Here is a 14354-nt window from a genome sequence, read left to right as displayed (position 1 = left end):
TGCTGCTCGCGCCTCAGGAGGTCTCGAAGGTGATTCCCCAGTGCAGCTCCCAGGACTCACCGGGGGTGAGCCAGCGCAGGCTCTGGCCGGAATTGAGCGCGTCGGCGGGAGCCGTCATGGGCTCGACGGCGACAGCGACCGGCTGGCCGGGGTAGCGGTCGGTCGTGAAGACCTGCACGTAGTCGAAGCCCTCGCCCTGCCAGAGGGTGAGCGCGCGCCCGTCGCGGGCCGCAAGAGTGGTGCGCACGCGCCCGTCCGGGTCGCGCGCCAGCTGCCCGTACGCGGTGTCGAGGTCGAGGTCGGCGATCAGGCGTCCTCCGCGGAGGTCGGAGGCGGCATCCACCGGTTCTTCAGAGACCGGCAGCTTGCGCTCGTCCAGCGTGAACCGCGTGGCCCCGGGTGACGTGAGCACGAGCTCGGACGTGTCCACATCGCCGATGCACAGGTAGGGGTGCGTGCCCACCGCCACCGGCGCATCCTCTGCGCCCACGTTGGTCACGGTGTGGATGACCTGCAGGCTCATGCCGGTGATGGCATATGCGACCGTGGTCTCGAGGTGGAAGGGATAGCCGGTCTGCGGGACGACGGGTGCCGACAGGGTGATGGATGCTGCGCTCCGGGCCGCCACCGCGTAGGACGCGAACCGCAGCAGGCCGTGCGACGCGTTTCCGGTCACAGGCTCGGTGAGGGCGAGCTGGCGCGTCTCGCCGCGCTGGGTCCAGCGACCGTCGCGCACCCGGTTGGGCCACGGCACCAGCACGATCCCCGAGCCGGCAGGGGTTGCCGCGTCGAGCGGATAGCGCGGGACGAGGTCGACGCCGTCCACCGCGAAAGCTCGGAGTGCGGCGCCGACCTGCGTGATCTCGGCGGTTGCGCGCCCATCCGGGGAGCGGAGCTCGTACTGGGTGCCGGTGGGGAAGCTCGCAGCGGTCATGTCGGTCCTCTCGAGGCGCTGACGCTGCCTCTCACGCTCCCATTCTGGCCGCGCGGTATGACGGGCGTGTTGCGGATCGGGCGATCTCTCAGGCGCGTCGGCTAGGGTCGAAAGGTCGGCTCTGGACACCGCGACGTTGCGCGCGGATGGGTTTGTGAGTTCAAGGGGCCGATGGTGACGCCGAATCGCGGCGTGCATCACCATCACATGAATGGCCCCGGCCGACGGATGTCCGGGTTGCTCGCCGTGCGAGCGCTGTTCTCGTGCGAGAGAACCCAGAAGGACTACACCCATGCCCAAGAGCAAGAAGCCCGCCGGCGGACGACCCGCCAAGAACTTCGAGCCGCGCTACGGCGCCAAGACGAGCTTCCAGGACCGCAAGCGCCGTCCCGGTGAGTCGTCGGCCGGCCAGACCGGCAGCAAGAGCCCCAGCCACCGCGGGTACCGCGCCGAGGAGACGGACACCGCTCCCAAGCGCCGTTGGACGGCGCAGGAGAAGGCCGGCCGCGAGGCCGCGCACGGCATCCGCACCAACGCGGGTGCCGACCGCGCCCGCGGCGATCGTGGCGATCGCCCCGCGCGTTCGTATGACGACCGTCCGGCCCGCTCGTACGACAGCCGCCCCCCGCGTTCCCAGGATGACCGCCCCGCGCGTTCCTACGCCGACCGCAACGGCGCCGTGCGCCGCCCCTCGAACCTCGACCGCGTCGATCGCGACGACCGCCGCTCCTTCGGAGACGGCCGCCCGTCGTATCGCGCCGATCGTCCGGCCCGTTCCTACGATGACCGCCCCGTGCGCTCGTACGACAGCCGCCCGCCGCGTTCGAACGACGACCGTCCGGCTCGCTCGTACGACAACCGGCCGCCGCGTTCGAACGATGACCGTCCGGCTCGCTCGTACGACAGCCGCCCGCCGCGTTCGTACGACAGCCGGCCGCCGCGTTCGAACGATGACCGTCCGGCTCGCTCGTATGACAACCGCCCCCCGCGTTCGAACGATGACCGCCCCGCGCGGACGTACGACAACCGGCCGCCGCGTTCGAACGATGACCGTCCGGCTCGCTCGTACGACAGCCGCCCCCCGCGCTCGTACGACAGCCGCCCCCCACGTTCGAACGACGACCGTCCGGCTCGCTCGTACAGCGACCGTCCGGCCCGTTCGTACGATGACCGCCCGCGTCGCGACCACAACGACCGTCCGGCCCGCTCCGACTGGAACGCAGCCCCCACGCGCGACAAGGCGCACGAGGCACACGTCGACGTCGTTCACGAGCGCCTCCAGGCGGACGCCGTGCAGGCCGAAGCCGTCTCCGACGTGACGTTCGGCAGCCTGGGACTCGGCGAGAACATCGTCCGGGTCCTCGCGGACCTCGGCGCAGCGACGCCGTTCCCGATCCAGGCCGCGACCGTCGCCCCGATCCTCGAGGGCAGGGATGTGCTCGCTCGTGGCCGCACCGGCTCGGGCAAGACGATCGCCTTCGGTGCTCCGCTCGTCGAGTCGATCCTTCGCTCACAGGCCGGACAGCGTCGTGAGTTCGGACGCAAGCCGAAGGCGCTCATCCTCGCCCCCACCCGCGAGCTCGCGCTGCAGATCGACCGCACCATCCAGCCGATCGCACGCAGCGTGGGCCTCTTCACCACCCAGATCTACGGCGGCGTGCCGCAGGCTCGCCAGGTCGGTGCGCTCCACAAGGGCGTCGACATCATCATCGGCACCCCCGGTCGCATCGAGGACCTCGTCAAGCAGGGCAGGCTCGACCTGTCCGAAGTGCGGATCACCGTGCTCGACGAAGGCGACCACATGTGCGAGCTCGGCTTCCTCGAGCCCGTGCAGCGGATCCTCCGGCTGACCGCGAACGGCAGTCAGAAGCTGCTGTTCTCGGCCACGCTCGACCGCGAGGTCGCCGCCCTCGTCGACGAGTTCCTCGTCAACCCGGCCGTCTACGAAGTGGCCGGCGAAGACCAGGACTCTGGCACCATCGAGCACCGCGTGCTCGTGATCGATCAGCGCGACAAGGCTGAGATCCTCACTTCGCTCGTCGACCGTGACGGCAAGACCCTGGTCTTCGCCCGCACGCGCGCCTTCGCCGAGATGCTCGCCGAGCAGTTCGACGATGCCGGCATCCCGGCACTCGCGCTGCACGGTGACCTCAACCAGGCCAAGCGCACGCGCAACCTCGAGCGTCTGACCTCCGGCCGGGTGCGCGTGCTCGTCGCGACCGACGTCGCCGCGCGCGGCATCCACGTCGACGACATCTCGCTCGTCGTCCAGGCCGACCCGCCGGATGAGTACAAGACCTACCTCCACCGCTCGGGTCGTACGGGTCGTGCGGGCGCGAGCGGCCGCGTCGTGACGATCGTGACGCGCCAGCGTCGCCGTCGCATGAACGAGCTGCTCGATCGCGCCGAGATCGAGGCGCCGTTCGACGAGGTCCGCATCGGCGATGACCTCATCGAGGAGCTCGCGGGCCGTCAGGTCGACCCCGTCGCCTGACCCCCGGCATACACAGGTCAACCACGCGTGTGCAGGGCCGATTCTCCGGAGTCGTCCTGTGATCGCGTGGTTGACCTGTTTCGCGCCGGGCTAGAAGAGCATCGCCTGCGCGGCGGCCCGTCCCCTGCTGGTCGTGACCACCTGGCTGCGGGACGCGAGTCCCGGCACCGCGCCCCGCGGGGGCGAGTCGTCTTCGGCCTGCCCGTCGAGGCCGTGGACGCGCATGAGCGGGCGGACTCGCTTGGCCAGCCACGCCCGATACCCCTTGGGCGCGTAGCTGGAGACACCCGGGTACAGCCCCAGATACGAAGACACGAGTTCAGGATGCTCGCGCTCGAGCCACTGCATGAACCACGGCTTGACACCCGGCCTCAGGTGCAGCGCGCCGTAGACGACCCGCGCCGCGCCCGCCTCCCTGATGCGTCGCAGCGCATCGTCGATCGCCGCGATGGAGTCGGTCAGGTGGGGGAGGATCGGCATGAGGAACACCGTGACGGAGAACCCCGCCTCGGTGGCCGCGCGCACGGTGTCGAGCCGCGCCGCGGTCGTCGGCGTCCCCGGCTCGATCACCTTCTGCAGCGCCTCGTCGAAGACGGCGATCGACATCGCGATCGTGACGGGGACGGATGCCGCTGCCTCCCGCAGCAGCGGAAGGTCGCGGCGCAGAAGAGATCCCTTTGTGAGGATCGACAGCGGCGTACCGGAGTCGGCGAGGGCCGACACGATCCCCGGCATGAGCCGGTAACGGCCTTCGGCTCGCTGGTAGGGATCGGTGTTGGTCCCCAGCGCGACGGGCTGTCGCTCCCACGTGCCGCGTGCCAGTTCTCGCCGGAGGATGTCTGCGACGTTGATCTTCACGACGATCTGCGAGTCGAAATCGCGGCCCGCATCGAACTCGAGATACTCGTGCGTCCCGCGCGCGAAGCAGTAGACGCACGCATGCGAGCATCCCCGGTAGGGGTTCACCGTCCAGTCGAACGGCATGGCGGACGCGCCGGGTACGTGGTTCAGCGCCGTCTTGGCCATCACCTCGTGGAATGTCACACCCGCGAACTCGGGGGTGGTGACCGAGCGGACGAGACCGTTGAGATGCTCGAGCCCCGGAAGAGCACCGGCATCCGGGACCCCGAGTTCTTGTCCTTGCCACCGCATGAGCTCTATTCGAACAGAATGACGAATGAACGTCAACCCGTGTCGAACAAAAAAGCGATCTTAGAGGAGTGCACACCGATGGCCATGCGGTGAGCACGAGGGAGTCGCGGGAGAATAGCGGGGTGACCTCTCCGGTGACGCGCCGCGAAGCCCGCGCGGCCCACCTCCTCACGAGTGCTGAAGCTCCCGTGAGGCACGCCCGCGCGCGCCGCGCGAACCGGATCCGCTTCGCGTTCGCGTGGGCGGCGGGCATCGTGCTCGGCGTCGGGGGAGCCGCCGCGATCACGTCGGCCGTCATCGCCCCCGACTTCTCGGCATCCGCTGAATCCGCGACCGAAGCGACGGCGAGCACTCTGCCGCCGGCGCCGCAGTCGGTCTCGGCGCTGCCCGCCCCCACGGTCGAGGCAGCGGCTCAACTGGTCGACGTGTGCGCCGACCCGGCCTTCGTGGCGGCGATGGACGCGGGCGACGACGGCGCCGCGATCGCGGCAGCGGGCGGCGGAGAGGCGTTCCGTGTCGCGGTGACGACCGGACATGCGCCGTGCGTTCCGATGACCGATCTCGGCCGGGTCTGGGCCGTCGTGAACAAGACCCGCCCTTCGGAGCCCGTCGACTTCCGCCCGGGCGACCTGGTCGCGCCTGCGATGCGCAACATCTCTGGAGGAACGCTGCGGACGGAGGCGGCGGCCGCGCTCGCCGAGCTGGCCGCCGGTGCCGCGGCAGGAGGCGCGGGCGAGGTGGCACTTGCCAGTGGGTTCCGCTCGTACGGCACACAGCGTTCGACCTACCAGCGCCAGGTCTCATCGGTGGGCCGTGCCGATGCCGACAAGGTGAGCGCCCGTCCGGGCTACAGCGAGCATCAGTCGGGGCTCGCCGCGGATGTCACGGCGTGCGCCGGCAGCTGCGCCGACATGGGCGCTTTCGGCGGCACCGCCCAGCAGCAGTGGGTGGCTGAGCACTCGTGGGAGTACGGCTGGATCGTCCGCTATGCCGACGGCCGCACGCCCGTCACCGGGTACTCGCCCGAGCCGTGGCATCTGCGCTACGTCGGGCGCGAGCTCGCTGCCGCCTATCACGCGGGGGGCTGGCAGTCCCTCGAGGAGTTCTTCGGGCTGCCGCCCGCCCCCGATTACCCCGGCTGAGCGGTGCGGAGCCGCGTGTCGACACCCTCGGTGCCCATCTGATCCGCGCGGTACTGAGTACCGCGGATCGTGAGATGCAATCTCATCCGACCCTCGCTGTCGCCCGCTCGGTGGCATAGAATCGGGCCTGGCGATGCGGCCGTGCGCACGCCCGAAGACGGGCTCCGGCCACCGCTCACGGTGTGCGAACGAGGAGGACGGCCCCCATGGACCGCGACATCTACGACGAGGACCACGAGGCGTTCCGCGACGTCGTCAAGGAGTTCATCAAGCGCTACGTCACGAACGAGGCGATCGAGCGGTGGGATGCCGAGGGCGAGGTCGACCGCGCCACGCTGCGAGCGGCGGGCGACTCGGGCATCATCGGGCTCTCGGTCCCGGAGGAGTTCGGCGGTGCCGGCATGCTGCAGGACTTCCGGTTCCGCGCGGTCGTCAACGAGGAGATCATCGCCGCCGGCGCGGGCTCTCTCGCCGGTGCGTTCGGAATCCAGGACGACCTCGCCGTGCCGTACATCGTGCACATGGGGACGCAGGAGCAGAAGGAGAAGTGGCTCCCCGGCATGGCGACGGGAGAGATCATCGGAGCGCTCGCGATGACGGAGCCGGGTGCGGGCAGCGACCTCCGCGGGATCAAGACGACCGCCAAGAAGGTCGACGGCGGCTACCTGGTCAACGGCGCGAAGACGTTCATCTCCAGCGGCAAGACCGCCGACGTCATCGTCACCTTCGTCAAGACCGGCGAAGGCAACCGGCCCGACGCGTTCAGCCTGCTGCTCATCGAGAACGGCATGGAGGGCTTCGATCACGGCAAGAAGCTCAACAAGATGGGCTTCCACGGTCACGACACGGCCGAGCTGTCGTTCAGCGATGTCTTCGTGCCCGAGGCCAACCTCATCAGCGGCAAAGAGGGCATGGGCTTCGTGCAGCTCATGATGAACCTGCCGCTGGAGCGCCTCTCGATCGGCGTCGCGGGTGCGGCGGCCGCAGCCGCGGGTCTCACCTGGACGCTCGACTACACCAAGAGTCGTGAGGCGTTCGGGGAGCGGATCATCGACTTCCAGAACACCCGCTTCAAGCTGGCGGATGTCGCCACCACGGTCGACGCGCTCTGGGCCTACATCGACCGGGCGCTTCTCGCCTACAAGGACGGAAAGCTGACGGCCGAAGAAGCCGCGAAGGTCAAGTTCTGGGCGACCGAGCGCGAGTGGGAGGTGCTCGACATCTGCGTGCAGCTGCACGGCGGGTACGGCTACATCATGGAGTACCCGATCGCCCGCGCGTTCCTCGATGCCCGTGTGCACCGGATCTACGGCGGGACGAACGAGATCATGCGCGAGATCGTCGGACGCCAGCTCGCCGGCAAGCGCTGACGACAGGCGATCGGATGCCGCGATCCTCCTGGTCGGAGGGTCGCGGCATCCGTCATTCCGGCTGCGGTGACCGATCCTGGCACCCCAGCCGGGGAGTCAGCGGACGTTGCCGCCGCTGCAGGTCTGCTGCGCCGCGGTGGATCCGGTGATGCTCTCGGGCAGCTCCACAGGGTCCTCCGGAGCGACGGTCGCATCGGGGCTTGCATCCGGAGTCGCGCCAGGCGTCTCGGCGGGTGAGGCCTCGCCTGGACCAGGCTCGGTGACTTCGACCACGCCGCCATTGGCCCCGACATCGCCCGTCAGCACGAGCGGACGGTTGCTCTCGAGGGCGTCCCACAGCACCTGGGCCGATGCGGCGTCGGGCACGAGCCGGTCCGAGTCGAAGGGCGCCTCGAAGGTCGGGTACTGCACGAAGACGATCTCGTCGAAGGGCACGTCCTTCACGGCGAGCGCGATCTGAACCAGCGTGAACGGATTCGCGAGCGGACGCGTGGGAGTCACGTTGTCGAGCGCGACCGTGGCGAGCTTGTAGAGGCGCGCGGGGTCGGACAGCACCTCCTCGCTGACGAGCTTCCGGGCCAGGCGCGACATGTACTGTTGCTGGTTGGAGATGCGGCCGAGGTCGCTGCCATCTCCGACCCCGTAGCGGGTCCGCAGGAACTGCAGCGCCGTGACACCGGCGACCGTATGGCTGCCCGGCCCGAGATCGAGACCGGTGTTACTGTCCCGGATGCCGCGCGCCAGGCACACCTCGACACCGCCGATCGCGTCGGTGACCTCGATCACGCCGCCGAAGGTCACCACGGCACCGAAGGGGATGCTGAGGCCGGTGAGCGCCGAGACGGTGTTCACGACGCAGCCCAGGCCCCCGTATTTGTATGCCGTGTTGATCTGGTCCGGCCCGCCGTCGAAGCTGCTCCCGTCGGCGTTCGTGCAGGGCGGGATCGGCACGATGAGGTCGCGCGGAAACGACACGACCGTGACGCGGCGCGGCTCGGACGAGATGTGGACGAGCAGGTTCACGTCGTTGAGCTTGTTCATGCTGTCGGGCCCCGTGCAGCGCTGACCGAACAGGTAGGCGTACTCGGGCTCGCACTGGTCGATCCCCGTGACGAGCAGGTTCACGCCGCCCTCGATCGCGCCGATGTCGGGTGGCACGGCCGCCTGGCCTTCGACATCGACCACTTCGTCGGTGAAGCTCGCGGCGAGGTCGTAGGTGGCGTAGGCGACGACTGCACCCGAGCTGGCTAGGACGACGGCGAGGGCGACGGCGACGACCTTCCCGAGCTGCGCGAGCGGGTGGGGCGATCGCAGGCGCGCGTGCTGCGCCACGGTACGCCGTCGTCTCGCCATCGCACTGCCTCGCTGCCTCGGAGTGCCGCGATTCTATCGGGGAGGCCCGATGTCGCCGCGGGCCTTGCGCACGGCATCCCGGACTGATCGATTCAGGTGAGTCCCCAAGGGAACAGGATCCAGAACAAGGCGGCCGAGAGCGCGCAGAACAGTGTGACGAATGCCGTGTCACGGACCCGCCAGGGCACGAGATGCCGCTCGGTGCGGTCGGGATGGGCGCCGAAGGCGCGGGCGTCCATCGCGAGCGCGACCCGCTCGGCGTGTCGGATGGCGCCGGCGAGGAGGGGCACCGCGTAGCCGGCCCACCTCGCGAGCGCGGCGAACGGCCCCCGGCCACCGTGGGCGCCGCGCACGCGATGGGCCTGGCGGATGACCTCGAGCTCGTGACCGAAGCGCGGGACGAAGCGGAATGCCGCCAGCGCCGTATAGCCGATGCGATACGGCACGCGAAGCTGCTGCACCATGGATCGTGCGAAGTCGGGGCCCGTCGTGCTGAGTCCCGAGATCAGCGACAGGCTGACGATGGCGGCAAGCCGCAGGGCGGTGGCGAAGCCGATCTGCAGCATGCCGCCGTACAGGGTCCAGGATCCGAGCTGGAGGACGACCACGCTCTGATCGACACCCGCCGGGTCGGTCCACACCGAGAACCCCAGCCCGAGCGCGGCGACGCCGAGTGGCATCGCCGCGAACAGCATGAGCGCGAGCCGCCGTGTGAACCGCACGCCGACGAGGAGGATCGCGTAGGCGAGCGCGAGGAAGGCGAGCGGGGTGGCGGCATCCCGGACGAACACGAGCAGCAGCATCGCGGGGGCGGGGCCGGCGAGCTTGGCGAGTGGATTGAGCTGGTAGAGGAACCGCCCGGCCGAGGCGGCCGGGGCGTCGGCGTACGGGTCGCCCGGCGCGGCCGGGCGCTCCGCCACGCCGGTCACGATCGGACCACCGGGGAACCGGGCAGGTCTGCCAGCCGGACGACCCCCGAAAGGGCCGGATGCTGCGACAGCCCCTCGAGCGCGCGCCGAAGCGGCGGAAGCCGGAGCCCTGCTGCTGCGATGAGCGCAGGGTCCGCGAACACGTCGGCCGTCGCGCCCTGGGCGAGGACGGTGCCCCCGGCGAGCACGACCGTGCGGTCCGCATGCTCGGTGACGAGCTGCATGTCGTGCGTCACCACGAGGATGGTCGTGCCTTCGCTGTTCAGCTCCCTCAGCAGTCGGAGGAGCTCGTCGGCCCGGGCGCGGTCCTGGCCGAAGGTCGGCTCATCGAGGGCGAGCACGGGTGCCCCCGCGATGAGGGCGGTGCCGACCGAGAGTCGTCGCTTCTGCCCGCCGGACAGGAGGAACGGATGGGTCTGCGCCTTGGCGGAGAGTCCGAAGCGCTCGAGCATCTGCTCGGTGCGCTCGCGGACCTCGGAGTCGGGCAGGTGGCGCAGACGCAGGCCGTGCGCCAGTTCGTCGTACACGGTGTGCGCAATGAACTGGTGCTCGGGGTTCTGGAAGACGAAGCCGATGCGTGAAGTGAGCGTGCGTGCGTCGGCGCGGCCGACATCCAGACCGTGTCGTGACCCTTCCGAAGGGTCGGCGATCCGCACGCTGCCGCGCGGCGGTCGCACGACCCCGGCGATCGCCTGGATGAGCGTCGTCTTGCCGGCGCCGTTCGCGCCGACGATCGCGACGAAGTCACCCGTGCCGACATCGAGGTCGATGCCGTGCAGCACGCGCGTGCGACCTCGATCGAGCGTGAGCCCCCGCACCGCGATCAGCGGCTCCGGCCGGCCGGGAGGGGTCGGCTCGTCACGCTCCGACCCCGCAACGGCACCCGGGCTCGTCGAGAGGCCGCCGCCCGCCGGCTGATCCTCCGCCTGGAGCGCGGCCCGCAGCTCCTCCGGTGTCAGCGGGAGCGGCTCGAGTCTGAAGCCGGCTCGCCGCAGGCGAAGCGCGGCCAGGGTGGATGTCGGAAGCCACACTCCCAGCGCGTGCAGCTCGCCGGCGCGATGGCGCAGCACGATGTCGGTCGGACCGTCGGCGACAAGCCGGCCGTCATGGTCGAGCACCACCACCCGGTCGACCAGCCCGACGGCGGCGTCGAGATTGTGCTCGACGAGCACGATCGCCCGATCACCCGCCGACACGACCTCGGCGAGGGCCGAGTACACCTCGTCGATTCCCTGAGGGTCCAGATTCGCCGTCGGCTCGTCCAGTACCAGGAGCGGCGAGCCCATGGCGAGCGCACAGGCGATCGCCAGCCGCTGTCGTCCGCCCCCGGACAAGCGGTCGGGGTTGTCCCTTCGGCGGTCCCAGAGGCCGACCCGACGCAGCGCGGCCTCGGCACGGCTGAGGACGTCGGCGACCGGCATCCGGAGATTCTCGGGTCCGAAGGCGACCTCGTCGAGAACGGTCCCGGTCACGAGCTGGGCGTCAGGGTCCTGGAACACCATGCCGACGCGCGTGCTGAGTGTCGCGACGGTCTCGGCGGCGGTATCGAGCCCGGCGACCACGATGCGACCGTCCACCGTGGCGGGAACCGCCTGGGGGATGAGTCCATTGAGCGCCAGGGCGAGTGTGGACTTGCCCGAACCGCTCGGCCCGAGGATGAGGACCACTTCGCCCGGGCGCACGGCGAACGTGACGGCGGCGGGGGTCGCGGCATCCGCCCCGGCATGAGTGATCGACAGGCCCTGCACTGCGAGAAGGGGCTGCGCCGTCGCCGCCGCGGGTGCGGCGGACTTCTCGCGTCGCGGTGGGCTCACGGATCTTCCAGTGCTGGGAGGGGCGGGGAACCCCCTCAACCTAGCTTCGATGAGGAGTTCTCGTGACCGCCCTCGGCGCCGTCCTGATCACCGCGCGGCTGCGCTGCGCGCGACCCCTGCCCGGCGCAGCCCCGACCCGACACCGAGACCCACCGCCGTCCACACCACCGGTCCGAGCACGGCCACGACGAGGTACACGACCTGGGCCCACGGCGCCAGTGTCGACAGGTGAGCGGCGAACGCGACCGCCACCGCGACCACGCCGCCGATGACGATCGCCGAGATGAAGAAGCGCCAGGCGCTCCAGATGCGATAGCGGGTCAGTGCGGCGACGAGCTCCTGGATGCCGCCGAAGAGGATGGCGGTGCCGATGAACCGTGGCGCCCACTGCGGGGCCATCGCGCTCGCGACGAGGGCGGCCACGACGTGCGAGATCAGTGCGACCCACGGAAGGCGGATGAGCTCCTGCGCGATGATGCCGGGCAGGACGTGCGCGCCCAGGATGATGCCGTAGAGGATCGGCACCGTGGCCAGCACCACCGGAGTGAGCCACCCCGCGACACCGCCGAGCACGCCCGTCGCCACGCCGATCGCCGCGCACGTCAGCAGAACGCTGGTGGTCAGGCGCGTTTGGGCAGTGGGCACCGCACCAGCGTACTTCGCGGGCCTCACACCCGGCGTCGGCGCCGGGTCAGCCGCACGGCCGGCAGCGGCGGGGCGGGGATCCACTCGTCGCCGTGGTCGACCACCCGACCGAAGCGGTCGGAGCGCGCCTCCCACTGCTCGCGCGCCTCGACGATCTCCTCGTGGGAGCGCCCCACGAAGTTCCACCACATCACGATGTCGTCCTCGAAGGGCTCGCCACCGAGCAGGAAGAGGGTGGCGCCTTCGGGCGCTGCGACCTCGATGCTCTCGCGGTGCGTGCCGAGATACAGCAGGTGCCGCTGGTCCAGCTCGATCGCGCTGTCGGCGCCGGACCGGGCTTCAGCGGCCGCGGGGTCGCCGGCGCCGGTGTCTTCCGCCGGGCCTTCGGCGTCGGTGAGCACCACCGCGACGCCCTCGACTCCGACGAGCGCGTGCTCCCACGTCGGATCGAGCGGGATGCGCACGCGCGAGCCGGCAGGGATGCTCAGCTCGGCTCCGACGATGGGGGTGTAGGCGGTGGCGGGCGATTGCACGCCCCCGAGCGACCCCATGACGACGATCGCCTCACCGGGAGCACCCTCTGCCGCGGGGAGCGAAAGCCGGGGGAGGGACTCGTGGCGCTCGAACGCGGGCGCACCGTGTCGTCGCGATTCGGGGAGCGCGATCCAGAGCTGCAGCGCATCGAGGGGCTTGGGTTCCTCGCCCACCGAGTACTCGGAGTGGGAGATGCCGGCGCCGCTCGTCATGAGGTTGAGGGCACCTCGTGTGAGGACCACATCGCTTCCGACCGAGTCGCGATGGCGGACCTCTCCGTGAAAGGGCCACGTGACCGTCTGCAGTCCGATGTGCGGATGCGGCTCCACACGCATGGTCGTCACCTGAGGGCCGAAGCGGTCGAGGAAGCACCAGGCGCCCACGAGCGGCAGGTCGCGCTGCGGAAGGGTGCGGTGCACCTCCATCGCCCGCACACCGCCCAGCGGCACTTCCCGCGACTCGAGCAGCAGCGCGCGCGGACCGTCGCATTCGGTCGCGGCCTCTATGGTGACGCCGGCCTCGGCGTCCAGCCTGGTCATGCTCGCGCCCTCACTCGGGAACGGCGTGGTCGGGCCAGTCGACCGTGAGGCCCGGCACCTCGTGCTTCTGGAGGTAGGCCGTCACCACCGGGCAGTGGGGAACGACCGTCTCGCCTCGGCGTGCGGCATCCGTCATCGCCTCGGCGACGACCGCCTGCGCCAGCCCGCGTCCGCGGTAGGCCGGGTCGATCTCGGTGTGCGGGAAGTTGAGGCGCCCCTGGGCGTCGATGCGGAACATCGTGAAGCCCGCCAGCACGTCACCCACGCGGACCTCATAGCGATGCTTCACGTCGTCACGGGCAACGGTGGTCTCGAGGTCGCTCACGGGTGTCCTTTCGTCGTCACTCACAAGGTACCGCGCGTCATTCCGGTGCGGGCCGTGCCCTGGTGGCCGCCTTGCAACAGGTCTATCGTCAGCCTTGATCGGCCCCGTCTTCGCCGTCGCCGATCCGCTCTTGGGGAGCGAACGACCGTTCGCGCGATTCAAAGGGGAATCATGAAACGACGCATCATCGCCGCGCTTGCTGCCGCGGCGCTCGCTTGCACGGTCGGGGCGGGCGTCTCGCCCGCTGCTGCCGACGAGATGGATGGCGCAGCTTATGTGGCCATCGGGGACTCGGTGGCCGCCGGCAATGGCCTCATGCCGTATTACGACTCGACCTGCCTCCGGTCGAAGAAGGCGTATCCGACGCTGCTCGCGCAGATGCTCGGTGGGAGCGTCGAGTCGGCCGCGTGTTCGGGTGCCAACACCGGAGCCGTCGCAGCCCAGGCCATGAATCTCGGAGAACACGGGATTCTGGGAGAAGACACTCAGCTCGTCACGATCTCGGCGGGAGTGAACGATCTCCCCTGGCTCGACGCGGTCGGAGCCTGCAGCAACCTGGGTTCGCTTCCGGCGTGCTCGTTCGTGCTCAGCAACGTCGGCCCGGCGGGTGTTGGTGTCGGCCAGGGCATCGTCAGCGCGATCATGGCCGTCAGGACCTATGCGCCAACGGCGACGATCAGGGTGACCGGGTACCCGAAGCTGTTCGGAAACTTCAGTGGAACGTGCAGCGTCGGTGCCGTTGCAGCCGGTACTCCGATGAAGTTCAGCCAGCCCCAGGGCGGAATGCTGAATGTCGCTGTCGATGGCGTTCATGTTCCCGGCCTGGAGGAGGTCGCCGGTCTCAACGACGCAGTCGAAGGTGGAGTGGCGGCCTACAAGGCAGGCTTCCTGGCGATGTACGGCTGGGAGGACAGCGTCGAGTACGTCGACGTGGTCGACGCCTTCGCGGGCCACGGCCTGTGCGACAGCGGCGAGCGCTGGATCAGCGGGCTCATCTCCGGCAAGCCGGCCGATCGCGGATTCCACCCGAATGCCGCCGGTCACGTGGCCTACGCGCAAACCATCGCGGGGACGCTCGTCGCGCCTTAGCCGGCGTTCCATCCCGGTAGGGCCGGCATTCGCT

Annotated in this window: 12 protein-coding genes; 4 read left to right on the top strand and 8 right to left on the bottom strand. The window is 70.0% G+C overall.

Annotated elements, in window-relative coordinates; all coding sequences use genetic code 11:
• Window positions 1-13: 13 nt before the first annotated feature.
• Window positions 14-934: an aldose 1-epimerase family protein gene (locus AC1DP3_RS10375; RefSeq protein ID WP_477293084.1), complete on the bottom strand. Its 921-nt coding sequence runs from the start codon at window positions 932-934 to the stop codon at window positions 14-16.
• Window positions 935-1226: 292 nt separating this feature from the next.
• Here AC1DP3_RS10375 and AC1DP3_RS10370 point away from each other — a divergent pair, with 292 nt between their 5' ends.
• The gene (locus AC1DP3_RS10370) at window positions 1227-3428 is read left to right on the top strand and encodes a DEAD/DEAH box helicase (RefSeq protein ID WP_477293083.1); all 2202 of its coding nucleotides are present in this window, start codon (window positions 1227-1229) and stop codon (window positions 3426-3428) included.
• Between the two features lie 90 nt (window positions 3429-3518).
• Here the strand turns inward: AC1DP3_RS10370 and AC1DP3_RS10365 are convergent, their stop codons facing one another.
• Window positions 3519-4580 carry an Rv2578c family radical SAM protein gene (locus AC1DP3_RS10365; protein WP_477293082.1) on the bottom strand — a complete coding sequence of 354 codons (1062 nt, stop codon included), beginning with the start codon at window positions 4578-4580 and terminating at the stop codon, window positions 3519-3521.
• 122 nt (window positions 4581-4702) lie between these two features.
• On the opposite strand from AC1DP3_RS10365, the gene AC1DP3_RS10360 reads away from it, so the two are divergent.
• Complete coding sequence (locus AC1DP3_RS10360) at window positions 4703-5722, top strand: M15 family metallopeptidase (RefSeq protein WP_477293081.1); 1020 nt, start codon at window positions 4703-4705, stop codon at window positions 5720-5722.
• 206 nt (window positions 5723-5928) lie between these two features.
• Window positions 5929-7092: an acyl-CoA dehydrogenase family protein gene (locus AC1DP3_RS10355; RefSeq protein WP_477293080.1), complete on the top strand. Its 1164-nt coding sequence runs from the start codon at window positions 5929-5931 to the stop codon at window positions 7090-7092.
• Between the two features lie 96 nt (window positions 7093-7188).
• On the opposite strand, the gene AC1DP3_RS10350 is transcribed toward AC1DP3_RS10355, so the two are convergent.
• The 6 genes from AC1DP3_RS10350 to AC1DP3_RS10325 all read right to left on the bottom strand — a co-directional run bounded on the left by AC1DP3_RS10350 (window position 7189) and on the right by AC1DP3_RS10325 (window position 13231).
• Window positions 7189-8445 carry an LCP family protein gene (locus AC1DP3_RS10350; RefSeq protein WP_477293079.1) on the bottom strand — a complete coding sequence of 419 codons (1257 nt, stop codon included), beginning with the start codon at window positions 8443-8445 and terminating at the stop codon, window positions 7189-7191.
• A gap of 92 nt (window positions 8446-8537) precedes the next feature.
• Window positions 8538-9365, bottom strand: coding sequence for an energy-coupling factor transporter transmembrane component T (locus AC1DP3_RS10345; RefSeq protein WP_477293078.1), 828 nt, complete (start codon window positions 9363-9365; stop codon window positions 8538-8540).
• A 5-nt stretch (window positions 9366-9370) separates the two neighbouring features.
• Window positions 9371-11188, bottom strand: a complete 1818-nt coding sequence (locus AC1DP3_RS10340; RefSeq protein ID WP_477293077.1) for an ABC transporter ATP-binding protein — start codon at window positions 11186-11188, stop codon at window positions 9371-9373.
• An 87-nt stretch (window positions 11189-11275) separates the two neighbouring features.
• Entirely contained in the window at window positions 11276-11833 is a 558-nt protein-coding gene (locus AC1DP3_RS10335; protein ID WP_477293076.1) for an ECF transporter S component, read from the bottom strand.
• A gap of 23 nt (window positions 11834-11856) precedes the next feature.
• Entirely contained in the window at window positions 11857-12906 is a 1050-nt protein-coding gene (locus AC1DP3_RS10330; RefSeq protein WP_477293075.1) for a pirin family protein, read from the bottom strand.
• Between the two features lie 10 nt (window positions 12907-12916).
• Window positions 12917-13231, bottom strand: coding sequence for a GNAT family N-acetyltransferase (locus AC1DP3_RS10325; protein ID WP_477293074.1), 315 nt, complete (start codon window positions 13229-13231; stop codon window positions 12917-12919).
• A 171-nt stretch (window positions 13232-13402) separates the two neighbouring features.
• Between AC1DP3_RS10325 and AC1DP3_RS10320 the strand changes: the two genes are divergently transcribed.
• Window positions 13403-14320, top strand: coding sequence for an SGNH/GDSL hydrolase family protein (locus AC1DP3_RS10320; RefSeq protein WP_477293073.1), 918 nt, complete (start codon window positions 13403-13405; stop codon window positions 14318-14320).
• Window positions 14321-14354 lie beyond the last annotated feature (34 nt).

Source organism: Microbacterium sp. P5_B6 (assembly GCF_056400345.1).
The sequence above is the reverse complement of the archived record's forward strand: the minus strand, read 5'-3'. Positions and strand labels throughout refer to the sequence as shown.